Genomic DNA, 24,089 nt, shown 5'->3' on the forward strand with positions numbered 1-24,089 from the left:
CATTGTTTCGCGCTCGGTAAGGCAAGGATTAGCTGCGCTGTCCTGCGGGTGCTTGACTCCGCTCGTAAAGACAGCCCGCTAGGCCACCCGGTTACTGGCCTAGCGGCGCTTGCCGCCTTTGCCGCCGGGGCGGCCGCCACCGTTACGCTCGGGGCGGTAGCCGCGGGGCTTGCTGCCCTGGCGACGCTCCTCCTGTTCGCGGCGCTTCACGGCGTCGGGGCGGTTATCCACCAACTCGAAGTCGATGGTGCGGTCTAGCAGGTTGGCGGCTTTTACCACCACCTGCATCTCGTCGCCGAACTGGATAATGCGCTTCGTGTTCTTGCCCACGATGCGGTAGTTGTCCTTGTCCAGCTCGAAGAAGTCGCCGGGAATTTCGCTCAGGCGAACCATGCCTTCGCACTTGTTCTCCTCGATTTCCACGTACAGTCCGCGCTCGGTGAGGCCTGATACCACGCCGGTGAAGGTCTCGCCGATAACCTCCGACATGAACTCCACCTGCTTGTACTTGATGCTGGCGCGCTCGGCCGTAGCCGCCAGTTTCTCCCGCTCCGAGGAGTGCTTACACTCTTCTTCCACGGGGCCCACTTCCACGTTCTTGCCGCCCTCCAAGTAGTGCTCCAGCAGGCGGTGCGCCATCATGTCGGGGTAGCGCCGGATGGGTGAGGTGAAGTGTGAATAGTGGTCGAAGGCCAGGCCGAAGTGGCCTAGGGGCTCGGTGGTATAAATGGCCTTTGACATGGTGCGCACGGCCAGCGTCTGGATGACGTTTTGCTCCGGCCGCCCCATCACTTCCTCCGACAAATCGTTGAGCTCAGTGCTCAGCTTTTTGGGGTTGGAGAGGTCGAGGTTATGGCCAAACTTCTTCGCGAAGAGGGCAAAGTTTTCGAGGCGGTCGGGGTCGGGAGCTTCGTGCACCCGGTATACCATCGTGAAGCGCGGCTTGCGGTTCTTGAGCTTGAACACGAACTCGGCCACCTTGCGGTTGGCTAGCAGCATGAACTCCTCAATCATCTTGTGGGCATCCTTGCGCTCCTTCACATACACGCCCAGCGGCTTGCCGTTCTCATCCAGCTTGAACTTCACCTCCTGGGTTTCGAAGCTGATAGCACCCTGCTTGAAGCGGGCCGCGCAGAGCTTCTTGGCGATGCTGTTCATCAGCTGAATCTCCTCGGCGTAGTCGCCTTCACCAGTTTCGATGCGCTCCTGGGCCTCTTCGTAGGCGAAGCGACGGTCGGAGTGAATGATGGTTTTGCCGAACCAGGAGTTGTAGAGCTTGCCGTTTTCGTCGAGCTCAAACACCGCTGAGAATGTCAGCTTATCCTCGTTCGGGCGCAGGGAGCAGAGGCCGTTGGAGAGGCGCTCGGGCAGCATGGGAATCACGCGGTCGACGAGGTACACAGAGGTAGCCCGGTACTTGGCCTCGCGCTCCAGCTCCATACCGGGCCGCACGTAGTGGGTCACGTCGGCGATGTGCACGCCAATCTCCCAGTGGTCGTTCTCCAGCTTCCGAATGGAAAGGGCATCGTCGAAGTCCTTGGCGTCGGCGGGGTCGATGGTGAACGTGGTGATGTCGCGGAAGTCGCGGCGGCGCTCAATCTCGCTCTGCGGAATCACATCAGAGATGGATTCGGACTCGGCTTCTACGTCCGTGGGGAACTCGAAGGGCAGCCCAAACTCGGCCATGATGGCGTTGATCTCAGCCTCGTTTTCGCCGGCTTGTCCGAAGCTGCGCACCACTTCCCCTACCGGCGTGCGGCCTTCGCTCACCTCCGGAAACTCGGTGATGCGCACCAGCACTTTCTCGCCGTGGTTGGCGCCGTGCAGGTTCTCGAAGGGCACGAACACGTCGAAATAGATCTTGCGGCTATCGGGCTTCACGAAGCCGATGCCACCCTGCACAAACAAGCGACCCACTACCTCGGGGCGCACCCGGTTTACTACTTCCACCACGTCGCCGACGGGGCGGCCGTCGCGGGAGCCGCGCAGGCGCAGGCGCACGGTGTCGCCGTGCATGGCAAACTTCAGACGGTCGGTGTAGACGCGCACATCGGTTTCGCTCTCCTCACTGATGACGAAAGCAAACTGGTCGGTGGCCAGGGACACGGTACCCGTAATGGTTTGGGCATCGTGGTCTCGACCGGGCCGGCGGCGGGTGTCGGGCTCATCAGCATCGGGGAAGTCAAAGCCGGCTTCGCGGCGGCGGTGCACCACGGGGTCCTGGCCAAACTCCGTCTCGATGGGGCGGCCACTGCGGCGGGTAGGCACCGGGGTATTCTCGGGGTTGCGCGCCCGCCGGCTGCTGGCCGGGGCGCTAGCAAACTCGGTGGTGCCAGGGTCGGTGAGGCGGTACTCGTCGTTCTGGAGAAGGGTAATCAGGCCCGCTTTCTTGAGGGCTTTAAGGTGGTCAAAAATGTCTTCGCGCTGCTGCTTGGTAGTCACACCGAGGCGGCGAGAAATCTGGCGGTAGGCCAGTACTTTGGTGGGGTTGTCGCGGAAGATCCGAAACACGAGGTCTTTGGATACTGATGCGGCAGCGGTGGCTTCTTCGCCACGGGTCGCCTTCGCGCGAGAGGCGCGGGGGGCGGCGGATTCGTCTTTTCTTTTCATTAGAAAATGAGAGCCGCCAGTGGTTGTCTTTTTCGCAGGCGGCGGGTTGATAAGGGGAAAGCTGATGATAATACGAAGCCTTCCGGAGTAAGGGTAATGAGGCGCTTCAGGGCGCTCTTGGGAGATGATACGGAATATATCGGCAAATAACTATTTCTGCCGGTAGCGGGGGTAGTTACGGTTGTGTTATGCGGGTAGTGGGCAAGTGCTCGTCGATTCACCCAGAACGTCATCCTGAGCGCAGCCGAAGGATCCCGCGTGCTGATGTTGGAATGCTAACTCAACGAAGCGATAGAGATGCTTGCCTACGGCGACCTTCGGTTCGGCAAGCTCAGCATGACAGATACTCTGGCAACGTTAGCACACGAGATCCTTCGGCTCCGCTCGACATAACGGGCGAGTCTATGATCTGAAGAAAGCCAACTAGGCCACTCCTTCCCTACGCCCGGCTGGCTACGGCCGCCCGGATGTCGGAAGGTTCATCCTTCGGGATGGCGGCTAGCAGCTGCTGGGTGTACTCGTGCTGGGGGTTAGCGTAGACCTCGGCGGCTAGGCCACTTTCCACAATCTGCCCCTGACGCATCACCAACAAGCGGTCCGACATGAAGCGGGCCACGGAGAGGTCGTGGGTGATGAAGAGGTAGGTGATGCCGAACTCGCGCTTGAGGTCGTTGAGCAGGTTGAGCACCTGGGCTTGCACCGATACGTCGAGGGCCGATACGGACTCGTCGCAGATGATGCACTTGGGTTGGAGCGCCAGGGCCCGCGCAATACAAATGCGCTGGCGCTGACCGCCGCTGAACTCATGCGGGTAACGGAGATAGTGTTCTTCCTTGAGGCCTACGGTCCGGAGCAGCTCCATCACGCGGGCCTTCTGCTGATGGCGGGTGCCGCCTACACCGTGCACTTGCATAGGCTCCTGGATGGCCTCGCCTACCGTCAGCATGGGGTTGAGGGCAGCGTACGGGTCCTGGAAGATCATCTGAAACTCACGGCGGCGGCGGCGGAGCTCCCCGGCTGGTAGCTTGGCCAAATCCACCCCTTCAAACAGAATACTACCCGAGGTTGGTTCCACCAGCCGCAAGAGCGTGCGGCCAAGCGTAGTCTTGCCGCAGCCCGACTCGCCCACCAGCCCCACCGTCTCGCCGGGGTAGATGTCAAAGCTCACACCGTCCACGGCCCGCACATATTCGGTAGTGCGGTTGAAGAACCCTTTACGGATGGGGAAGTGCACGTTCAGGTCGCGTACCTCCAGCAGTGGCCTAGCATCGGCAACAGGTTTCGTTAGGGCTTCTGCTGCTCCATAGGCCAGTACTGGTTCCGAGGCTACCGTAGTTGGCACATCTATCTCGGCCACGGCATCAACTCCTACACTCGGGGTTTCTAACAGCGGCTGGCCAGATTCTAGGCCAGGAGCTGATTCCAGGCCGAAATGTGGTGCTTTGGGGCGTGAAACAGGATGTTCCACGGGGAACGTTTTGGTGGTTTCAATGCCGTTTTGAGAGGCTAGGCCACCTTGTTCACCAATTTCATTAGCAAGCAGTTGCACAGGGGTAGTTTCAGTAGCAATAAAGCCTCCATCGGCCGTTTCACGCATGAAATCGGCTACTACGGGCAACTTTTTTTTGCCAACTGATAATTTTGGTCGACAGGCCAGCAAACCCTTTGTATAGGGATGCTGGGGGTTGGTGAAGATGTCGAGCACTGCGCCCTGCTCTACTACCCGGCCGCGGTACATTACCATGATGCGGTCAGCTATTTCGGCTACCACGCCCAAGTCGTGGGTGATGAAGATGACAGCGGTATTGTGCTGGCGGCGCAGGTCGTCGATGAGGTGGAGCATGCGGGCCTGCACGGTCACATCGAGAGCGGTGGTGGGCTCGTCGGCAATGAGGATGGCGGGGTTGCAGGCCATGGCCATGGCAATCATCACGCGCTGCTTCTGGCCGCCGCTGATTTCGTGGGGGTAGCTGCTGAAGATCTTTTCGGGGCGCGGCAGTTGGGCCATCCGAAATAACTCCACGGTGCGGGCCTCGGCTTCCTTCGCGCTGAGGGTGGTGTGCAGGCGCAGGGCTTCCACCACTTGGCTGCCACAGGTGTACACCGGGTTCAACGAGGTCATGGGCTCCTGGAAGATCATCCCAATGTCGTTGCCGCGCACGCGCTGTAGCTGTTCTTCGGAAAGCTTCAGTAGGTCCACCTCCCCGAGCGCCTCCGACTGAAACCGCGCCTCCCCCGACGTAATGCGGCCAGGCGGCAGCGGTATCAGCCCCATCAGCGCCAACGACGTTACGGACTTGCCCGAGCCCGACTCGCCCACGATGGCCAGGGTCTCACCCCGCCGCAGATCAAACGAAATGTTCTCCACCGCCCGCGTGTCGCCGCGGTGGCTAGAGAAGTCGATGGTCAGGTTACGAACGGAAAGAATGGGCTGGGACACGGCGACGAAAGACGAGGCGGAAAAAAGTAAAGATAGGCAGGCGGGCAGTAGCTTGCGGCGCAAGTCTCCCGTATGCTGAAGCTAGGCAAACTAGTACGAGCTCCCCTCCTCAGATGAGGAGGGGCTGGGGGTGGTTGACTGACCTAGAACGAAGAATAAAGCTAGTTGCTAGAGGATGTTCAACGATTGGTCAACCACCCCTAACCCCTCCTCAGCTGAGGAGGGGAACTAGCCTCTAGCCTTGGCTACCTGTTCAATTCAACATCCACAACACTCCAACCAACACATATGCACTACCGCAAACTAGGTAAAACCGGCTTCGAGGTTTCTGAAATCAGCCTGGGCACCTGGCAGGTCGGCGGCAAATGGGGCGACCCATTCAGCCACGAAACTGCCGACGCCATTCTGAACAAAGCCGTAGATAGCGGCATCAACTTCATTGACACCGCCGACGTGTACGGCGACGGGGAGAGCGAAAAGGCCGTGGGCCGCTTGGTGCGCAGCCGCTCCGAGCGGGTGTACGTGGCTACCAAGTGCGGCCGACAGCTGCAGCCCCACGTGAACGAGGCCTACCAGCCCGAGGCGCTGCGCAAGTTTGTGGAAGCCAGTTTGCGCAACATGCAGCTGGAAACCCTCGACCTGATTCAGCTGCACTGCCCGCCTACGGAGGTGTACTACCGCCCCGAAATCTTTGAGGTGTTTGATCGGCTCAAGGACGAAGGCAAGATCCTGAACCTGGGCGTGAGCGTGGAAAAAGTGGAAGAAGGCCTCAAGGCCCTCAATTTCTCTAACGTCACAACCATTCAGCTTATCTTCAACATGTTTCGGCAGCGCCCCACGGAGCTGCTGTTTAGTGAGGCCAAGCGCCACGATGTGGGCCTGATTGTGCGGGTGCCGCTGGCTAGTGGCCTGCTCACCGGCAAGTTCTCCCGCGAAACCACCTTCTCCCCCGACGACCACCGCCAATTCAACCGCCACGGTGAGGCCTTCGACAAAGGCGAAACCTTCTCGGGCGTAGACTACGAGACTGGCCTAGCAGCCGTGGAAGAGCTGAAAAAGGTGTTCCCCGACCAGCCCAACCTCGCCCCCATTGCCCTGCGCTGGGTGCTGATGTTTGATGAAGTAAGCTGCGTAATCCCCGGCGCTTCCAAGCCCAGCCAGCTCGAGTCGAACCTCAGCGCCGCGGAGCTACCCGCGTTGTCAGGCGAGCAAATGGACGCCGTGCGTAGCATCTACGAGCAACGCATCAAGCCGCTGGTGCATAATCTGTGGTAGGCTGAGTGGCCTAGCACGATAACCCCAGAACGTCATTCCGAGCTTGTCGATGAATCTCGCGTGCTGACGTTGTAGTGGTAATCAAACTGGCCTACAACACCCGTACGTCATCCTGAGTGCAGCGAAGGATCTTATCAGGTGGGAACGACAGGCCTAGTGCCTCGTGCTGACGTGACAAGATCCTTCACTGGGCTCAGGATGACTTGCTTTCTAATTAAGCAACGTCAGCACCCAAGATTCCTCGACAAGCTCGGAATGACGGGCTTGTGGGTCTGAGGTTCATTCACTCTAGGCCACCTTAAGCCATGAAAAAGGCCCGCTGAAATCATTCCAGCGGGCCTTTTTGGCATTTAAGAACTTGTCTAGGCCACTTCCGAAGCTTCGGCGTCGCGGCGGGCTTGGGCAGCGGCGGCATCATCGGCGGCTACAGGGTGGTCATCGTCATCGTGGTGGCTGAAAAAGCGGTTCTGGAAGATCAGAATCAGGGCCACGCCGATGAAGATGGCGGAGTCGGCGATGTTGAAAATGGGCCAGAGGGAAACGTGGGAGCCACCGACTAAGGGCCAGGAAGCGGGCAACATGCCCTCGTAGATATCCACGTAGAGCATGTCAATCACCTGCCCATGGAACCAGGGCGTAGGCGCCGTAATAGGGGCATTGTTGTAGATGATGCCGTAGAAGATGGAGTCGATCAGGTTACCGATGGCCCCGCCCAGAATCAGGGAAACGCAGGTGATAAGGCCTTTGGGGGCGTGGCGCTGCCAGAGCTTGTAGATGTAGTAGGCGATGCCCGTGACGGCCACCAACCGGAAGCTGGTAAGGAGAATTTTACCGTAGGGCGGCGGCAATTCAACACCGAAAGCCATGCCCGGATTCAGCGTGTAATGCAGCTTAAACCAGTCGCCGATAAGGTGAATCTCATCGAAGCGGTCCATGTAGGTGTGCACGGCCCACTTCGAGACCTGATCAATAACGATGACCAGCAGGGCCACCAGGTAATACTTCCAATACTTCATAAGCACAAAGTGACGCAGAATTTTTGACTCCGCTGCGTGGCGCCCCACCGCAGCCTCTGCGCCGTTGGTATATGTTCTGAGGTGGCTTTTGTGCCGATTTAAACCTGTTTTTCCAGGATTTGTGCGGCGTTATGCCAAACGCTCCTTCAACGGCAAACTTACTCCAAACAAACCTTTTTCCGGGCGAGAAGCCGCACGCAGTTTCCGAGAGAAGTTGCGCAGCCACATTCCGGCCGAGTTAAAGAGCTAAACCAGCCGGCGCAGACTCGAAAATCACAGGATAATACGTCGGAATAAATGGGGCTCCAGTATCAAACTAGTTTTTTAGTTATACATTCAAGTCTAGTATCATTTCATCTACTATCTCTATGTTAATCAGCCAGAATCAGCTTTCGCATCTGCCGTTCAGAGCCTCACTTATGGCCTGCACCATAGGCCTAGGAGCCTGCGCCACGCCGCACCCACTCACCCGGAGCAATGAGCAGCAGCAGACCATGACCACCACGGTGTACAACCGGGAGCTAAACACCAGCCTGCTGCTAAATGGGGATTACGACGTAGAGCTGCACCCTAAAAACAAGCCCGATGCCGTGACCAAACTGCGCCTGAAGCAACTAGGCCTCTCGCGGCGGCAGGCGGCGCTGGTGTTTACTAGCCAAACCAACCTAGACCCAACGTACCGACTACGCGCCATGCGCGTGGCCGATAGCCCTAATTGGCACGCCCTGGGGTTCCAAGAAAATGGCATTGGCCGCTACCAGCGCACCGACACCGTAGGCCAGGATTTGCTGATGGAATACGCCGCGCCATTGCCTGACAAGCAGGGCTGGCTGTACTTGGTGGCTACCGATGAAGCTAGCTCCCGCCCCGGCACCTCCATCCGCGACCGGAGCTTCGAGATGGACGCTGAGTTCGTGACGTTCACGTTTCCATCGGTGCAGCAGGGACGCTGGCCGCGGGTGGTTTCGCCGATCAGGCTGGCTAACGATGCCTTTCTGAGCCGCCCAAACGGGGATTATTTGGCCCCACTGGTGGCGCTGGCCCAGAGCCGCCACGCTCCCGCTACGGCCAACGACCCTAGCATTAACGGCATGCTGTGGCAAATGCTGCTGCAGTACCACGCCATGTCGGGCAACCCCGATTCAGTGGAGTATTTCCAGCAGCTCAGCCCCGACCACGTGCGGCTGCCGGCCCCGGCTGCTTCCGCCCCTACCCGGCGCGGGGTTGCTACCGCTGATACGCTGGTGGCAGTGGAGGCCGTGCCGGAGATTTTGCGCCGCAGCGCTGCCGCCCGGGTGGTGCTCTTGAATGAGTCGCACAGCCACGCCCGGCACCGGCAGCTGGCGGCGGAGCTGCTGCCGGGCCTGTACCAGCAGGGCTTCCGGTACTTGGCTCTGGAAACACTCGAAGATTCGGCCGCCGCCAGCCTAGATCCGCTGCCTCTGAAAGCGGGCTTCTATACCCGCGAGGCTACGTATGCGAACATGATCCGCACGGCCAAAAAGCTGGGCTTTACGCTGGTGGCCTACGAGGCGGCCCGCGGCAATTTAGAGCGGGAACTGGCCCAGGCCACCAACCTGCACAACGCCCTGCGCCACGACCCGCAGGCACGGGTGCTGGTGTACGGCGGGGGCTCCCACGTCAACATGCTGCCCATGAAGGGCAGCAAAGAAAAGAAGTGGATGGCGCAGCACCTCGTAGACTTGACCGGCTGGCCCATCCTGAGTGTGAACCAGGCGCGCATGAGCAACGAGGCCCGCAGTGGCCTCGCGGCTACTCCCGCTGGTACTGCCCAAGTAGTATACCAGCTCCGGAAGGGCCAGCGCCGCTCCCCTTACCCCGAAAACGACCTGGTAGTGCGCAACAACCTCAACGCCGGCCAGCTGCCCCTGCCCTATTTTAATGCCAACAATGCCCAGCTCGTTTCTCTAGATGTACGCACTTTCAAACCCACCGCTACCACCGGCCGCCGGATGGTGCAGCTCTACCTGCAGCCAGAACTAGCCGTGCGGGAGGACATTGTGCCCATCTACACCCACGAATTACGGCCCTCAGACGACGCACTATCTCTTCGCCTAGTGCCGGGCCGGTACGTATACCGCGTGCTCTCAGAGAAGCAGAAGGAGGAAGTAAGGAAGGAGCTAGTGGTGAAGTAGGGCTTATATCATTCATACCATCGTCATGCTGAGCGCAGCCGAAGCATCTTACCCGCTTCTTTGAGTCGGTTCTAGGCCAGTTGAGTAGTGAGAGGTAGAGATGCTTCGGCTGTGCTCGGCATGATGGTCTTGTTATCACTAGCGCAAACAAAAAGGCCGCGAAACATGTGTTTCGCGGCCTTTTTGTTCTTTGGATACTGGCCTAGGCCACTAGCCGTTGGCTACTTCCAGCTGCACCGGCACCGTGTACTCGTCAAATTCCAGCACCGAACCGCCAGTCAGGTCGGGGGCGAAGTTCAGGGCCAAGGCTTGCACTTCCTCGCGGATGTAGCTGCCGAACGACTGCACGGCGGCTTCCAGCTCGGGCTGGTGGCCTAGGGTTACCTGAATCTTATCCTGGACCTCCAAGCCGCTGTCTTTGCGCAGGTTCTGGAGGCGGTTTACCAGCTCACGGGCCACACCTTCCTGGCGCAACTCATCAGTCAGGGTCACGTCGAGGGCCACAGTGAGGGGGCCGTCGGTGGCTACCAGCCAGCCGGGCAGGTCCTGGGTGCGGATTTCCACGTCGTCGGGGGCCAGGGTGTAGGCCTCGCCGTCGATTTCCACGGCTAGTTGGCCGGTCTTTTCGAGGGTGCTGATTTCCTCCGGCGTCATCTGCTGGATGCGGGCACCCACAGCTTTCAGCTTGGCCCCGTACTGCTGGCCTAGGCGCTTGAAGTTGGGCTTCACCGACTTCACCAACACGCCGCTGGTATCGTCGAGGAACTCCACGTGCTTCACGTTTACCTCGGCGCAGATCAGGTCTTCCATCTTGCCTACTTGCTCGCGAGTCGTCTCGTTGAATACCGGCACCAGGATGCGCTGCAGGGGCTGGCGCACCTTCAGCACCGACTTCTTCCGCAGAGAGTGGGTGAGCGAAGAAATGCGCTGGGCTAGTTCCATGCGCTCCTCCAGGGCCTTGTCGATACGGGCTTCGTCGGCTTCTACCAGCAGCGTGAGGTGCACCGATTCGGGGGCTAGCGGGGTGTTTTTGGCCACCGCCTCCTCGCGCATGCCGTCGGTCATGTTCTTGTAGAGCCACTCCGCGAAGAAGGGCGCAATGGGAGCCATCAACTGGGCCACTACCACCAAGCATTCCTGCAGGGTTTCGTAGGCGGCGCGCTTGTCGGCGGTCAGTTCACCCTTCCAGAAACGGCGGCGCGAGAGGCGCACGTGCCAGTTGGAGAGCTGGTCGGTCACGAAATCCTGGATGGCGCGGGCGGCCTTGGTGGGGTCGTAGCCATCGTAATAGCCGCGCACTTCCACAATCAAAGACTGAAGTTTGCTCAGAATCCAGCGGTCCAGTTCAGTCAGATCCGAGTAGGAAATCCGGTCAAACTCGCGGGCCTGGAAGCCATCGAGGTTGGCGTAGAGGGCGTAGAACGAGTAGGTGTTGAACAGCGTACCGAAGAAGCGGCGCTGCACCTCAGTGATGCCGTTCAGGTCAAACTTGAGGTTGTCCCAGGGCTGGGCGTTGGCAATCATGTACCAGCGCGTGGCATCGGGGCCGAACTGGTTGATGGTCGCAAACGGGTCGATGGCGTTGCCGAGGCGCTTGCTCATCTTGTTGCCGTTCTTGTCCAGCACCAAGCCGTTGGCCATTACGTTCTTGTAGGCCACTGAGTCCTCCAGCATTACGGCCAGGGCGTGCAGAGTGAAGAACCAACCACGGGTCTGGTCCACGCCTTCGGCAATGAAGTCAGCCGGGAAGTTCTTCTCGAACTGTGCCTTGTTCTCCAGCGGGTAGTGCCACTGAGCGTAGGGCATGGCGCCGCTGTCAAACCACACGTCGATGAGGTCAGTCTCGCGGTACATAGGCTGGCCGCTGGGCGACACGAGGAACACGTCGTCCACGTAGGGGCGGTGCAGGTCGGTCATTTCCCCGCTCTTGATGGGGTTATGCGTCATCACCTCGGCCGCAACGGCCTTGTCGATTTCCGCACTCAGCTCGGCGATTGAGCCGATACAGATTTCCTCCGAGCCGTCCTGGGTGCGCCAGATGGGCAAGGGCGTACCCCAGTAGCGCGAGCGGCTCAGGTTCCAGTCCACCAGGTTTTCCAGCCAGTTGCCGAAGCGGCCGGTGCCAGTGCTTTCGGGCTGCCAGTTGATTGTTTTGTTGAGCTCGATGAGCCGGTCCTTTACCGCTGTGGTCTTGATAAACCAGGAATCCAGGGGGTAGTAGAGCACGGGCTTGTCGGTGCGCCAGCAGTGCGGGTAGGTGTGCTCGTACTTCTCCACTTTGAAAGCCGTGCCGTCGCCTTTCATGCGGATGGCAATGCTTTCATCAAGGGTTTTATAGTCAGACCCCGAGTCGTCGTGGCCGTCGTAGTTCTTCACCCAGCGGCCGCCAAACTCGCCCATCTGGGCTACGTAGCGGCCGGTACGGTCAACTACTGGGCCCAGCTTGCCTTCGTCGTCGGCTACCAGCAGGGCGGGCACGCCGGCCAGTTGAGCAGCCCGGAAGTCATCGGCGCCAAACGTAGGCGAGATGTGCACGATACCCGTACCATCCTCGGTCGTCACGAAGTCACCATTGATAACGCGAAAGCCGTTTTCCTCGCCCTCAAATGCTGGAAAGCCTTTGTCCTGCCCAAAAAGCCGCTGGTAGTTGATACCAATCAGATCGGAGCCTTTAAAGGTGTTTTCAATGCGCCAGGGCAGCACTTTGTCGCCGGGCTTGAAGTCCGCAAACGACGCATCCTTGCCCTTCTCCGAGAAGTATTTTCCTACCAACGCCTCCGCCAGCACCACCCGAATGGGCGCATGGGTGTAGGGGTTGAAGGTGCTCACCAGCACGTACGGAATGTTCTTCCCAACGGCTAGGCCAGTATTGGCGGGCAAGGTCCAGGGCGTAGTCGTCCAGGCCAAGATGTACACATCCGGCTCGGCGGCACCATCGCCATACAGCTCGGCGAGGGGCACTTCATCCAACTGCACATTGCTGAACAGCTGCTCCGATTTCTCATCCCGCTTCACCTTGAACTGGGCCACGATGGTCGTGTCCTTCACGTCGCGGTAGGTGCCGGGCTGGTTCAGCTCGTGCGACGACAGTCCGGTGCCGGCGGCTGGGGAATAAGGCTGAATGGTGTAGCCTTTGTAGAGCAGGCCCTTGTCGTAGAGCTTCTTTAGCAGGGCCCAGCAGCTCTCGATGTACTCGGGCTCGAAGGTGATGTAGGGGTCATCGAGGTCAACCCAATAGCCCATTTTCTCAGTGAGGTCGTCCCACTGGGCTTTAAAGCGCATCACCGTTTCGCGGCAGCGCTGGTTGTACTCCTCAATGCTGATTTTCTTGCCGATATCCTCCTTGGTGATGCCCAGCTCCTTCTCTACCTGCAGCTCAATGGGCAGGCCGTGGGTGTCCCAGCCGCCTTTGCGGTTTACCTGCTTGCCCAGCAGGGTCTGGTAGCGGCAGAAGATGTCCTTCACCGTCCGGGCCATTACGTGGTGAATGCCGGGGGCGCCGTTGGCCGAGGGTGGGCCCTCATAAAACACGAAGGTGGGCTTCCCCTCGCGGGTGCTCACGCTTTTCTCAAAGATGCCGTTCTGCTTCCACCACGCCAGGATATCGGTGCCGACCTGGCCGTAGTTGAGCGGCTGCTTGTATTCGGGGTAGTTCATTTTGAGGGTCGTTGTATCAGAACGTCATACTGAGCTTGCCGAAGCATCTCTACTGCTGGCTACCTAACTGGCCTAGGCCACTGCAACGAAGCGGGAGAGATGCTTCGGCAAGCTCAGCATGACGGTGGTATAAATTGTGGCTTAGCCGTTCAACCTGGGCTGCACCTGCATGCGGCTGAGGTTCAGTTCAAGGTCGTCGTCTTCCTCGTGGTAGTTGTCGTCGTAGTGCTTGATACCCGACTGGTCGATGACGTCCTCGTCCTTGCCGTGCTCAAAGGTAACCAACAGGCAGGGCAGCAGAATCAGGTTGGAGAAGTTGGTTATCAGCAGGCTGGCCGACATCAACAGGCCTAGGGCCTTGGTGCCGCCAAACTCCGAGAAGGCAAACACTGAAAAGCCCAGAAAGAGCACAATGCTGGTGTAAATCATGCTAGTTCCCGCTTCAGATAGCGTGGTGCTGATGGCGGCCTTCACCCGGCGGCCGTTGGCGGCCATTTCCTGCCGGAACTTGGCCAGCAGGTGAATAGAGTTGTCGCCGTCAATGCCCAGGGCAATGCTGAAAATCAAGGCCGTGCTGGGCTTGAGCGGGATGCCGAAGTAGCCCATAATACCGCCCGTGAGCAGCAGCGTAAAGAAGTTGGGCAGCAGGGTAAAGAATACCGCTCGGATGCTGCGGAACAGAATCAGGACTACTAGGCCTACCAGCGCAAAAGCAATCAGCAGGCTTTCTTTGAGGGTACCAATGAGGTATTCGTTGCCCTTGGTGAAGATGATGGTAGTGCCCGTCAGCTTCACATCCATGCCGGTACCATTGAAAATCTTGTTGATTTCGGGGCGGATGCGGTTGTTGAGCAGGGTATCGAGGTTATGGGAGCCTACGTCGGCAATCTTCAGGGAGATGCGCGCTTCCCGCATGGTGCTGTCGGTGAAGGAGCGCAGCAGCTTGCTGGTAAGTTGCCCCTCGTTGCCCTTAGTAGACTGCGAGTGAGCCAGGTAGCTGAAGATGTAGTTCTTCTCGGAGTTATCGGGGAGGCGGTAGTACTCGGGGCTGCCGTTGTAGAAAGCTTGGGTAGAGGCTTTCAGGAAAGTAACCACGCTCACGGGCGTAGTCAGCACGGGCTGGGTGCGCAGAAACTTCTCGAGGCGGTCAATTTTCTCCAGTGTTTTGAGCTTCAGCAGCCCCTTGGGCTTGCCAGTATCTACCACCATTTCCAGGGGCATTACGCCGTTGAAGTGCTGCTCAAAAAACTTTAGGTCGGAGTTTACTGAGGAGTCCTTGGGCAGATCGTCTACCATGTACGACACCGAGCGCACCTTCATGGCTCCAAACGTAGCCAGCACCATCAGGGCCAGGGCCGTGAGATACACCGTGCGGCGCCGCTCTAGCACCACGTAGTCGAAGAATTCCAGCAGCTTCATGAGCGGCTTGGCTTCTAGGTGCTCCAGCTGCTTGGGCGTGGGGGGCGGCAGAATGGTAAACACAATGGGCATCAGAATGAATGACACCGCAAAGGCCACGAAAATATTGAGCGTAGCTACCGCCCCAAACTGGAACAGAATTGCAATGTTGGTGAAGCAAAACACCACGAAGCCGATGGCCGTGGTAGTGTTGTTCATCAGGGTTACCAAGCCAATTTTGCGGACTACCCGCGCCATAGCCAGTACTTGGTTGCCCGACTTACGGTAGTCGTAGTGGTAGCGCGAGAGCAGGTAAGTGCAGTTCGGAATACCGATTACGATGATGATACTCGGAATTAGGCCCGTGAGCAGGTTGATTTTGTAGCCCAACAGTACCATACTGCCAATGCACCATACCACCACAATCAGCACAATCAGCAGGGGGAAAACCACCGCCGACCACGTCCGGAAGAACATGAGCAGCGTTAGGGCCATCATCACAATGGTGAGGCCTACGAACAGCTTCATCTCGCTGGCCACCTTCGTGGTCATGGTGGCCCGCACGTAAGGCAGGCCGGCGTAGTGCATCTTAATGCCCGTCTTCTTCTGGAAGCGCTCGGCGTGGCCTAAAATCTCCTGCATCACGGCCTCGCGGCGGCTGGAGTTGAGGTAGGCCGGGTCCATGGTGAGGGCCAGCAGCGTGGCACCGGTGGTAGGCGAAATCAGCTGGCCTTTGTAGAACTCCTGCGCATTTACCACCCGCATTAGGGAGTCGAGCTCGGCCTGCGTTTGGGGGAAATTGCGGAAGATGGGCACCGCCCGGAACGACTGCGTGGCCGTATCCTTCTCCAGCTTGGGCAGGCGCGTAACCCCCAGAATACCGTTTACGCCGCGCACTTTGCTCAGGGTGTCAGTGAGGCTACGCAGCTCGTTGAAGTTGCCAAGCTGGTACACCGAGCTGTCCTGCATGCCCAGCACAAGCACGTTGCCATCCTCCCCGAACTTCTGCTTGAAGCGCTGGAAGTACACCATGTCGGGGTCGGTGGGGCTAACTACCTGGGCGAAGTCGTAGGTCATCTGGACCTTGCGGGCCTCCCAAGCCATAAACACCGTGATGACCGTCAGCAGCCCAATGAGCAAGCGGCGGTTCTTGATGACAAACAGAGCGAGGTTTCTCCACATAGGCTGCTAAAATGCAGCAAAGGTACGCAACTACGCCGTGAGCCTCAGCCATTAAACTATATCTCTGGGCCGCCGTCAAACCAAACTATTCGGCGGCCTGTTTAACTTTTCTTTAGAATATAGGCAACAACTTATGTAGCTTACAGCGTAAACAGCCGCACATCAACACGTTGCGGATTCTCCCAATTGCACTTTTTGGCGTGTTGGTTGCTTTATTTCGGCTTAATGACACTCTTCTCAACTCCTGAAGCGACGCTTATTTTCAACTCAGCTTCTCAAACTCTGCACCTTAGCTACAAAGCCACTCGGTTGTCGGTTTCTTTCGAGCAGGCCTACCAACGGGCGCTGCAGGAAATGCTTGATCAGAATGTTGACAAGCTCTTGCTAGACCTTAAACGCAACGCCCCGCCCACCGAGGATGAGACGGAGCACCTGTTGCAACCCCTGATTACAGCCCTGCCCGCCCACCACAACCAGCCGCTCTACATTGCCGCGGTGGTTTCGGAGGGGCAGTATCAACACCAGATTGCCTCTTACTCCTCGGCGGCCAGCCAAACGGTTCCGCCGGCACACATCGAATTCAACTACTTCACCTCCCGCCGCGACGCCACCGCCTGGCTCAGCGAGAACTAAGCATCCCGCGTTCTACCCAACTCCATTCCTTCCTTTCTAAATATTCCCCAACAAAAAAGCCCCCGGATTACTCCGAGGGCTTTTTTGCGTTCTAGGCCAGTGGCAATAACCGGGAAGTGGCCTAGAGCTTTTCGAAAATGCGCGACAGGCTCACGGCCTCCCCAATGTAGCTGCGCAGCTCCGAGATGGGCATGCGGGTCTGCTCGCGGGAGTCGCGGTGGCGCACGGTCACGGTGTTATCCTCCAGGGTCTGGTGGTCGACGGCAATGCAGAAGGGCGTGCCGATAAGGTCCTGGCGGGTGTAGCGCGTGCCGATAGAGTCCTTCTCCTCGACTACCAACCGGAAGTCGTGGCGCAGGGAGTTGTAGATTTCATTGGCTTTGTCGGGTAAGCCGTCCTTCTTCACCAGCGGGAAAATAGCGGCTTTAATGGGCGCTACGGCCGGGTGCAGGCGCAGCAGCTTGCGGGTTTTGGTTTGCTGCTTCTCGCCTTCGCCCTCCGTGATGGTCTCCTCCTGGTAGGCCTGGCAGAGCGTAGCCAGGAACAGGCGGTCGGCACCCACTGAGGTTTCTACCACGTAGGGCACGTAGTTGCCGTAGGGCTTGCCGGTTTCGGGGTTTACGTCGTTGTCGAAGTACTGCTGCTTCTTGCGGCTCAGGGTCTGGTGCTGCATCAAGTCGAAGTCGGAGCGGGAGTGAATGCCCTCGATTTCCTTGAAGCCGAAGGGGAACTCGTACTCGATGTCCACGGCGGCCTTGGCGTAGTGGGCTAGCTTGTCGTGATCGTGGAAGCGGAGCTTGTCGGCGGGCAGGCCTAGCGCCTCGTGCCAGCGGCGGCGCGTTTCTTTCCAGGTCTGGTACCACTCGCCTTCAGTGCCAGGCCGCACAAAGAATTGCATTTCCATCTGCTCGAACTCCCGCATCCGGAAGATGAACTGGCGGGCTACAATTTCGTTGCGGAAGGCTTTACCGATCTGGGCAATGCCAAACGGCACCTTCTGGCGCGCCGACTTCTGCACGTTCAGGAAGTTCACGAAGATGCCCTGGGCTGTTTCGGGGCGCAGGTAAATCTTGCTCGAGTCGTCGGCCACAGCGCCCACCTGCGTCGAGAACATCAGGTTGAACTGGCGCACGTCAGTCCAGTTGCCAGTCTTCGAGACAGGGCACAGGATTTTCTCGTCGATAATGAGCTGCTTCACGCCGGCCAAGTCCTCAGCCGTGAGCAGACGGCCCATTTCAGCCAGCAAAGCGTCGGCCCGGTCTTTGTCGCCGGCGTTTTCGTACTCGGCGGCTTTTTCCTCCAGCAGCACGTCGGCGCGGTAACGCTTCTTGCTGTCGAGGTTGTCAATCATAGGGTCAGAGAAACCATCGACGTGACCAGAAGCCTTCCAGGTGAGCGGGTGCATGAAGATGGCCGCATCAATGCCCACCACGTTTTGGTTGAGCTGGGTCATGGCCTTCCACCAGAGCTGCTTCAGGTTGTTTTTGAGCTCCACGCCGTTGGGGCCGTAGTCGTACACGGCGGCCAGGCCGTCGTAGATTTCCGAAGAAGGGAATACGAAGCCGTATTCTTTAGCGTGCGACACGATATCGGCCAGGGTGTTTTCGGCCGTGGCGGCGGGTTTCTGCTCGTTGCTCATTGCGGGTAGTAGTTAGTAGGCAGTATTGGGTAGTGAGTATGCGGGAGGTGCGCTAATTGCAGCCAGTGCATAATAGTGAATACTCTATACTCACTATTTCTTACTCAATACATCCGGGCAAAAGTAGCCAAAGCTTGCGCGGTCTTCTAGCTACGTGGGCAAAAATGCCACTCACCCTCTGTTTATTAGGAATTTACTGTACTTGCGGGTGGCCTAGCCAACCTGCCCGGCTGGCCTACGTTTAGCGCCTCAAATAGCACCCCGTTCAGTTGATGCGGTAACAATTTCATAATCTTGTGCCCTTTTCCGGCAGCCCTACCTTTGGTTGCCAAAATCTGAATACTCACCAATCCCCCCTCTATGTTTGGCTTAGAGCCTCATGTGCTGTTGCTGCTGATTGCCTGTTTGGTGGCAGCCTGCGCCTTTGAATTCGTAAATGGCTTTCACGACACGGCCAACGCCGTGGCCACCGTCATTTACACCAACACCCTGCGCCCCTGGGTGGCCGTCGTCTGGTCGGCATTCTGGAACTTCATTGGAGTTCTGACGGGCGGTATTGCCGTGGCTATGGGCGTGGTCTATCTGCTGCCCGTGGAAAGCCTCGTAGACCAAAACGTGTACCACGGCATTGCCATGGTGGGCGCCCTTATCATGGCCGCCATCATCTGGAACGTGGGCACGTGGTACTACGGTATTCCGGCCTCTAGCTCGCACGCCCTCATTGGGTCCATCTTGGGTGTGGGCATTGCCTACAGCTTCCTGCCCGACTCCAACAATGCCGCGGTAAACTGGGGCAAAGCCGGCGAAACCGGCATTGCTCTGCTAGTTGGTCCCTTGTTCGGCTTCTCGCTGACCATCGTAATGATGTTCCTGTTGAAGCGCTTCGTGAAGAATAAGTCTATCTTCAAGGAGCCCCACAAGCGCAAGCCCCCACCCCTCTGGATCCGGTTGATTCTGATTGCTACCTGCACCCTAGTGAGCTATTTCCACGGCTCCAACGACGGGCAGAAGGGTGTAGGCCTCATGATGCTGATTCTAATTGGCATTGTGCCTACCTACTTCGCCCTCGACCACAGCAAGAACCCGCTCGACATGCGGGACTCGCTGGTGAAAGTAGAGCAAGTGATGCAGAAAGTAAACGTTAACGAGCTGGGCACGAAAGACCGCGAGTCGGTGGCCAACATCAAAGTGCAGACCAACTCGCTCGACAGCATCTTCGCTGGTAAAACCCATGTAAGCCAGCTGCCGCAGAATGCCCGCTTCGAGATTCGCAAAGCCATCCTGCTACTCAACGACCAGGCGAAGAAAATCCAGTCGAGCGACAAGGTAAGCCTGAGCACCAACGACCGGGATACGCTGAAAGGTGGCCTAGACACCATGAAAGGCTTCACCGACTACGCTCCTTGGGAAGTGCTGGTGGCCGTGTCGGTTTCGCTGGGCCTAGGCACCATGATTGGCTGGCAGCGCATTGTAAAAACCATTGGTGAGCGTATCGGTAAGGAGCACCTGACCTACGCGCAAGGAGCCTCATCGGAGCTAGTTGCGGCCGCCATGATTGGCGCTTCCACCTCCTACGGGTTGCCTAGCAGCACCACGCACGTATTGTCATCGGCCATTGCGGGTTCTATGGTGGCTAACCGCGGTATCAAGAACCTCAACCCCCAAATGGTGCGCAACATTGCTCTGGCCTGGGTGCTCACGCTCCCGGTTACAGTAGCGCTGGCGGGCGGACTGTTTCTGCTCTTCAGAGCTATCCTGCCTTCCTAGGCCACCCCGGAATTACACAAAAAAAGCCACCCCGGTTTGGGGTGGCTTTTTTTATGCGGCTATTTTCTGCTTTGCGCTTCTATTTGGGAAGCAAGTCTCAAATAGATGTTGCGTGTTGAAGAAAGGCCCGGTTTATCAAATACTTATCAACTTATCAACACAAAAAACGTGTGATTTTGTGGATAACTCAGTTTAGGCAGGCCACTGCACTTCTAAATCGTCGTTGATGAACACGCCGAAGTTCACAAACTGTAGCTGGTCTTCATCGAAGTACATGTCAATCATCTCCTTCTCGTAGGAGAGGCGCATCTCGCCGGTATCCATTTTCTCAACCTCGCTCTGCTCGTGGCCGTGGCGCTGCATAAGCTCCTGAATTTCTTCGGGAGTCTTGCCATGAATGGCTTCGCCGTACAGCCGAATGCCAGGGTGGTCGGTTTCGATGCAGCTCAGGCGGTAGTCGTCTTCGCGGTCGAAGTAGAGCGAGTAGCCTTCTTCGAGGTAGTTCCAGGCCTGGTGCTCAAACTCGTCGTCATCTTCCGACTCTTCAATTTCTTCCGGCTCGCCCATCAGGGCGCGCACTTCGTCCATGGAGGCTCCGAACTTAAGCGGGCCCATGCCCACACCTAAGGTGATTTCGTTTTCTTCGGTGCCGGAGGCTTGGTTGGCGGGCGTTTGCATAGCCATATCAGTGAGGGTGGGGGTTCAAAAAAAGATTGAGTAAAGGTAGGTATTCACGGGTCACTTGCCGTATTGCGCTTCAAACTCGGCCCGCTGGCGCAGGTACTCGGGATGTTGCTTGGCTCGGTCCCACTTCCGCTTGAAGATAGCGGCAGCTTCCGCTTTTACGGGATCTTCGGGGGAACGGGGTAACTCCTCCCGACCATGCGCGCCGCTTTGGCCTTTCTTGTCGTCGGGCACGGGGCCATCGTACTTCTTACCGCCGCGGTGGTTGGCGTAGCGGCGGGCCCGCGTAAACCCCATTTGCAGAAACTTGCGAGCCATGTCGGCCCCAATAAAGTCGTGGGCCTTTAAATAGCCCTCAAACAAGCCGTAAATCGTCTCGCTTGACTCCCGTGCCACCTCAGCAGTCCGGAAGCGCCAGTGGGGCAGAATCTCGCCTTTATACGGCTGCACCAGTAGTACCCCCTGCTCGCCTTTCCCTACGCGGTAGAGTTCCGGGTGCTGCCGAAAATCAAGGGAGTGGAAATCGAGGTCGTAGTTGAACGGCATATGTGCTAGGCCAGGGTCATCTGGATAACTCAGTGGATAAGGTGATTTTATACGCCCATTTCAGCTTACGGGGTACTTCGCAGAAGAAAACAGACCCTAACTAGTGGATAAACCCCACTTATCCTGTGAATAACTCATTAGTTATAAACAACATAGTTCACATTACTGGTAGCTCAAGAGACATTAGGTAATAGAACACACTTGCCTCTCAGACGAAGTGGCCTAGCAGAAGGCTTTTATCTGGGCCACTTGCTTGGCGAACTATCAAGGCAAGAGCTACCCGAGCCGCCTCACGCTTCTGATCAAGTGAAAAGGCTGACTTCGGGTTTCAACGAGTTGCTGACTGCTTATTGAAAACGACATGACCGGCTAGGCCACTTCTCCCAGAAGCCGGAAACCCGTTCTGCTTTTCCACAGGTTAATAACTTTTAAAATATTTTTTTCTTAAAGTCTCTTTTTTATCCCTGTCATAGGGGCTGTGTATAAGTGGATAATAAAAGAAGGTTATACACACGGCTGATAACTTGTGTACAAGAACAGAGTTATGCACCGTGTATCAACAGGGTGTGTGGATAGTAAGTATCTGATAAATAAATGGTTGTGTAGGTTTTTCACAATCCTCATACCTTGTCAACAAATCCACAATTCACAGGGTACTCCGTGTGTGGATTGTTGAATTTTCAGGGGATAGTTATCCACCCTTATCCACGCTGAAGTTGTGCTGTAGCGGCCCAATAGCGTCCAAAAAAACTTATGCTCAACTTCTCCACGCGTTATCCCCAGGTTTCCCCACTATTATCCACAGATTATGCTCGTTACGAAAAAGGAAGTGGAAAACTATGTGGATTGCGAGTGGAAAATCCAGCAAAAACGGCCCAGTTAAGCTGGAAATGCAGATAAGGAATGTGGATAGCTCAATGAGCAGTTCTCTATATAGTGAGGAATGGTACTTTCCCGTACCACCTACCGTACGCATACAACACGCTCCTGCTTTGTGCAGTCTGGAGTTAAACCGAGTGGCCTAGAAAGCGGGTTAAGCTAACATCCCATAGAGCACTCGACTCCGCATGTATGGATGGCTGCACGCTGCTTGTAGCTATAGACAGCCAAGGCCTAAAAAGCAGAGCTTAGTTACGCCAGCCCTGTGCACGCGCATAGTGGTGCAACATGCCTAGAGGACAACTGGCCTAGAATAGTCTAGCATACTCAGTCATGAGGACGAGAAAGCACCATACAGATACACCGCTAGCAAATGGGCTACAAACAGTAATGCCCGGCTTGTTAGGCCGGGCATTACGTGGGAAACCGCAGTGCATTTAGAAGCGCAGCGCCTCTACTATGTCAAAGTTGGCGCGTATCTGAATGCTCTTGGGAAAGAAGTACACGGGCTCTGGAGGCACGCGGAGCTGAGTGTCGCCGCCCTGCCAGCGCCCGTCGTTGTTGGTATCAATGAGTACCCGCATGGAGTAGGTGGCGGGAGCCAGGTAATCGAAGCGGTAGGTGCCCTTGGGGCTAAGCAGCGTAGCTACCACTTGGTTGTTAGCATCGAGTAGCTGCACTTGGTAGCTGGTGTATTTGGTAGTGATGGTGCCACTGAGCGTACCGGTAGTGGCCTGATCGGTTACGCGCAAGCGCAGCAAGGGCTTTAGGCCTAAGCGCTGCCCAGTTACGCTTTGTACCACGGTGCTGTCCAGAATTATCCCCACGTTTTTCTTGGCCTGAGTGTTCAGGGTAACAGTGAGGGTGCTACGGTCGGGGCTAAGGGCGGCATCAGTGGGCACCCGCAGTGGGCGGCGCTTAAGGGAGTCTTCTACGAGCGTACCAATGGGCTTGCCGGGTACCAGTCGGATGGGCTCGGTAAACTTAAACTTCACTTGACCCTGGCGGTACACTTCGCGCGGGCTGCCTTCAACGGTGTAAGCGGCGGGGCGTTTAGTGGGTGGATTTCCTTGGAAACGTACGTTCACGGTGTCGCGGCCCACGTTGCCGGCGCTGTCGGTGGCGGCCAGCAGGTAGCGGCCTTCGGCGAGGTCGGGGAAGCGGTATAGCAAGACGTTGCGGCCCCGCTCCGTGAGCTGCAACGCTTCGGTAAGCGCGGGCGGCGTAGGGCCAGTCAGGGGCGAAAGTGCCGCGGCAGATAAGCCCTCGTTGTAGCTCACCTCAAAAGATGTGGGGCCCGGCTTCTGGCTAACCAGCGTGGGCCGGCGACTATCGGGACGCGTCAGGACTAGCTGCAACGAGTCGGAGTTGGGTCGCACGGTATACAGCGTAGGCAGATACGCAATTCGCTCGCCTTCCTCGTAGCGCAAACTCTGGTTTTTATCGGCCAGAGCATAGAGCTGGTAACGGCCCTCTTTCAGATACTGCAAGAAAAACCGGCCTTGCTTATCGGTGCGCGCCAAGTAGAAAGGCCGCCCCCGCCGGATGTTGGCCGTATCGGTTTCGGGGTACAGCATCACCACCGCTTCCGCCGCCGGCTTACCCGACAGTAGCTCCGTAACAGCGCCGCGCACGGAGCCCGAGTCGAGCTGCGCGCCGGTGCTAAAGCTCACGCGCGCATCGGGGGCCGGGTTGCTTTCTGTGATGTCAGAAATGGCGTTGCCGAAGTTGAAAGAATAGGTGGTATTTGGGCTGAACGGCTTATCGAAGGTGAGCGTAACGGCGTTGCGGTCTTCGCGCACTTTGTACTTGTTATCGTCGCCGATGTAGGGCGCAATGATCAGGTTTTTCTGCAGGTCCTTTACCTGAATAGACTCGGAGAATACCAGCCGTATAGATTGGCCACGTACGTTACGGGCTTCGTTTTCTGGGAGGCTGCTCACCAGCTTAGGCGGCGTAGTATCCCGAATTCCTCCCTCCGGGGAGCTGACTGCCGCGCACCCAGCTAGGCCAGCCAGCGCCGGTAAAAAATAGAGCCAACTAAAACGGGCAGAAAGAAGCATAGAGGAAAAGTCGCGGAAAAGAGGGCGGACTAAAATCTGTTGCTGCAAGTCCGGATTCGCAGCCCGAAGGTACAATGCACAACGCTGCAACGGCCAAAAACTGTCATTCCGAGCAGAGCGCGGAATCTGAGCTACTGGCCTAGT

Annotated in this window: 13 protein-coding genes; 4 read left to right on the forward strand and 9 right to left on the reverse strand. The window is 57.5% G+C overall.

Annotated elements, in window-relative coordinates; genetic code table 11:
• Positions 1-99: 99 nt before the first annotated feature.
• Both rnr and EU556_RS00290 read right to left on the reverse strand, forming a co-directional pair.
• The gene (gene rnr / locus EU556_RS00285; protein WP_135429857.1) at positions 100-2,610 is read right to left on the reverse strand and encodes a ribonuclease R; all 2,511 of its coding nucleotides are present in this window, start codon (positions 2,608-2,610) and stop codon (positions 100-102) included.
• A 439-nt stretch (positions 2,611-3,049) separates the two neighbouring features.
• Positions 3,050-5,050, reverse strand: a complete 2,001-nt coding sequence (locus EU556_RS00290; protein ID WP_135429859.1) for an ABC transporter ATP-binding protein — start codon at positions 5,048-5,050, stop codon at positions 3,050-3,052.
• Between the two features lie 288 nt (positions 5,051-5,338).
• On the opposite strand from EU556_RS00290, the gene EU556_RS00295 reads away from it, so the two are divergent.
• Positions 5,339-6,325, forward strand: a complete 987-nt coding sequence (locus EU556_RS00295) for an aldo/keto reductase (RefSeq protein WP_135429861.1) — start codon at positions 5,339-5,341, stop codon at positions 6,323-6,325.
• A 362-nt stretch (positions 6,326-6,687) separates the two neighbouring features.
• On the opposite strand, the gene EU556_RS00300 is transcribed toward EU556_RS00295, so the two are convergent.
• Positions 6,688-7,341, reverse strand: a complete 654-nt coding sequence (locus tag EU556_RS00300; protein WP_135429863.1) for a lipoprotein signal peptidase — start codon at positions 7,339-7,341, stop codon at positions 6,688-6,690.
• Between the two features lie 419 nt (positions 7,342-7,760).
• Between EU556_RS00300 and EU556_RS00305 the strand changes: the two genes are divergently transcribed.
• Positions 7,761-9,497 (forward strand): hypothetical protein, encoded by a 1,737-nt coding sequence (locus EU556_RS00305; RefSeq protein ID WP_135429865.1) that lies wholly within the window; start codon positions 7,761-7,763, stop codon positions 9,495-9,497.
• Positions 9,498-9,707: 210 nt separating this feature from the next.
• On the opposite strand, the gene ileS is transcribed toward EU556_RS00305, so the two are convergent.
• On the reverse strand, positions 9,708-13,154 hold the full coding sequence (gene ileS, locus EU556_RS00310; RefSeq protein WP_135429867.1) for an isoleucine--tRNA ligase: 3,447 nt from the start codon (positions 13,152-13,154) through the stop codon (positions 9,708-9,710).
• A gap of 141 nt (positions 13,155-13,295) precedes the next feature.
• The gene (locus EU556_RS00315; protein ID WP_135429869.1) at positions 13,296-15,734 is read right to left on the reverse strand and encodes an efflux RND transporter permease subunit; all 2,439 of its coding nucleotides are present in this window, start codon (positions 15,732-15,734) and stop codon (positions 13,296-13,298) included.
• 225 nt (positions 15,735-15,959) lie between these two features.
• Between EU556_RS00315 and EU556_RS00320 the strand changes: the two genes are divergently transcribed.
• On the forward strand, positions 15,960-16,367 hold the full coding sequence (locus tag EU556_RS00320; protein WP_135429871.1) for a hypothetical protein: 408 nt from the start codon (positions 15,960-15,962) through the stop codon (positions 16,365-16,367).
• Positions 16,368-16,488: 121 nt separating this feature from the next.
• Here the strand turns inward: EU556_RS00320 and EU556_RS00325 are convergent, their stop codons facing one another.
• A complete protein-coding gene (locus EU556_RS00325) occupies positions 16,489-18,006 on the reverse strand; it encodes a glycine--tRNA ligase (protein ID WP_135429873.1) in 1,518 nt (505 codons plus the stop codon).
• Positions 18,007-18,366: 360 nt separating this feature from the next.
• Here EU556_RS00325 and EU556_RS00330 point away from each other — a divergent pair, with 360 nt between their 5' ends.
• On the forward strand, positions 18,367-19,773 hold the full coding sequence (locus EU556_RS00330; RefSeq protein ID WP_135429875.1) for an inorganic phosphate transporter: 1,407 nt from the start codon (positions 18,367-18,369) through the stop codon (positions 19,771-19,773).
• A 192-nt stretch (positions 19,774-19,965) separates the two neighbouring features.
• Here EU556_RS00330 and EU556_RS00335 read toward each other — a convergent pair whose 3' ends face one another.
• The 3 genes from EU556_RS00335 to EU556_RS00345 all read right to left on the reverse strand — a co-directional run bounded on the left by EU556_RS00335 (position 19,966) and on the right by EU556_RS00345 (position 23,945).
• Entirely contained in the window at positions 19,966-20,457 is a 492-nt protein-coding gene (locus EU556_RS00335; RefSeq protein ID WP_245327341.1) for a hypothetical protein, read from the reverse strand.
• A gap of 54 nt (positions 20,458-20,511) precedes the next feature.
• Complete coding sequence (locus EU556_RS00340) at positions 20,512-21,003, reverse strand: DUF4385 domain-containing protein (RefSeq protein WP_135429877.1); 492 nt, start codon at positions 21,001-21,003, stop codon at positions 20,512-20,514.
• Positions 21,004-22,319: 1,316 nt separating this feature from the next.
• Complete coding sequence (locus tag EU556_RS00345; RefSeq protein WP_135429879.1) at positions 22,320-23,945, reverse strand: Ig-like domain-containing domain; 1,626 nt, start codon at positions 23,943-23,945, stop codon at positions 22,320-22,322.
• Between the last annotated feature and the right edge of the window lie 144 nt (positions 23,946-24,089).

Source organism: Hymenobacter fodinae (assembly GCF_004745825.1).
Classification (GTDB): domain Bacteria; phylum Bacteroidota; class Bacteroidia; order Cytophagales; family Hymenobacteraceae; genus Hymenobacter; species Hymenobacter fodinae.

What these genes read in the sequence shown, in the direction of transcription:
- EU556_RS00320 (WP_135429871.1), top strand. Translation starts at nt 15,960, where the DNA reads ATGACACTCTTCTCAACTCCTGAAGCGACGCTTATTTTCAACTCAGCT.
- ileS (WP_135429867.1), bottom strand. Translation starts at nt 13,154, where the DNA reads ATGAACTACCCCGAATACAAGCAGCCGCTCAACTACGGCCAGGTCGGC.
- EU556_RS00335 (WP_245327341.1), bottom strand. Translation starts at nt 20,457, where the DNA reads ATGGCTATGCAAACGCCCGCCAACCAAGCCTCCGGCACCGAAGAAAAC.
- EU556_RS00340 (WP_135429877.1), bottom strand. Translation starts at nt 21,003, where the DNA reads ATGCCGTTCAACTACGACCTCGATTTCCACTCCCTTGATTTTCGGCAG.
- EU556_RS00305 (WP_135429865.1), top strand. Translation starts at nt 7,761, where the DNA reads ATGGCCTGCACCATAGGCCTAGGAGCCTGCGCCACGCCGCACCCACTC.
- EU556_RS00330 (WP_135429875.1), top strand. Translation starts at nt 18,367, where the DNA reads ATGTTTGGCTTAGAGCCTCATGTGCTGTTGCTGCTGATTGCCTGTTTG.
- EU556_RS00295 (WP_135429861.1), top strand. Translation starts at nt 5,339, where the DNA reads ATGCACTACCGCAAACTAGGTAAAACCGGCTTCGAGGTTTCTGAAATC.
- EU556_RS00325 (WP_135429873.1), bottom strand. Translation starts at nt 18,006, where the DNA reads ATGAGCAACGAGCAGAAACCCGCCGCCACGGCCGAAAACACCCTGGCC.
- EU556_RS00315 (WP_135429869.1), bottom strand. Translation starts at nt 15,734, where the DNA reads ATGTGGAGAAACCTCGCTCTGTTTGTCATCAAGAACCGCCGCTTGCTC.
- EU556_RS00300 (WP_135429863.1), bottom strand. Translation starts at nt 7,341, where the DNA reads ATGAAGTATTGGAAGTATTACCTGGTGGCCCTGCTGGTCATCGTTATT.
- EU556_RS00345 (WP_135429879.1), bottom strand. Translation starts at nt 23,945, where the DNA reads ATGCTTCTTTCTGCCCGTTTTAGTTGGCTCTATTTTTTACCGGCGCTG.
- rnr (WP_135429857.1), bottom strand. Translation starts at nt 2,610, where the DNA reads ATGAAAAGAAAAGACGAATCCGCCGCCCCCCGCGCCTCTCGCGCGAAG.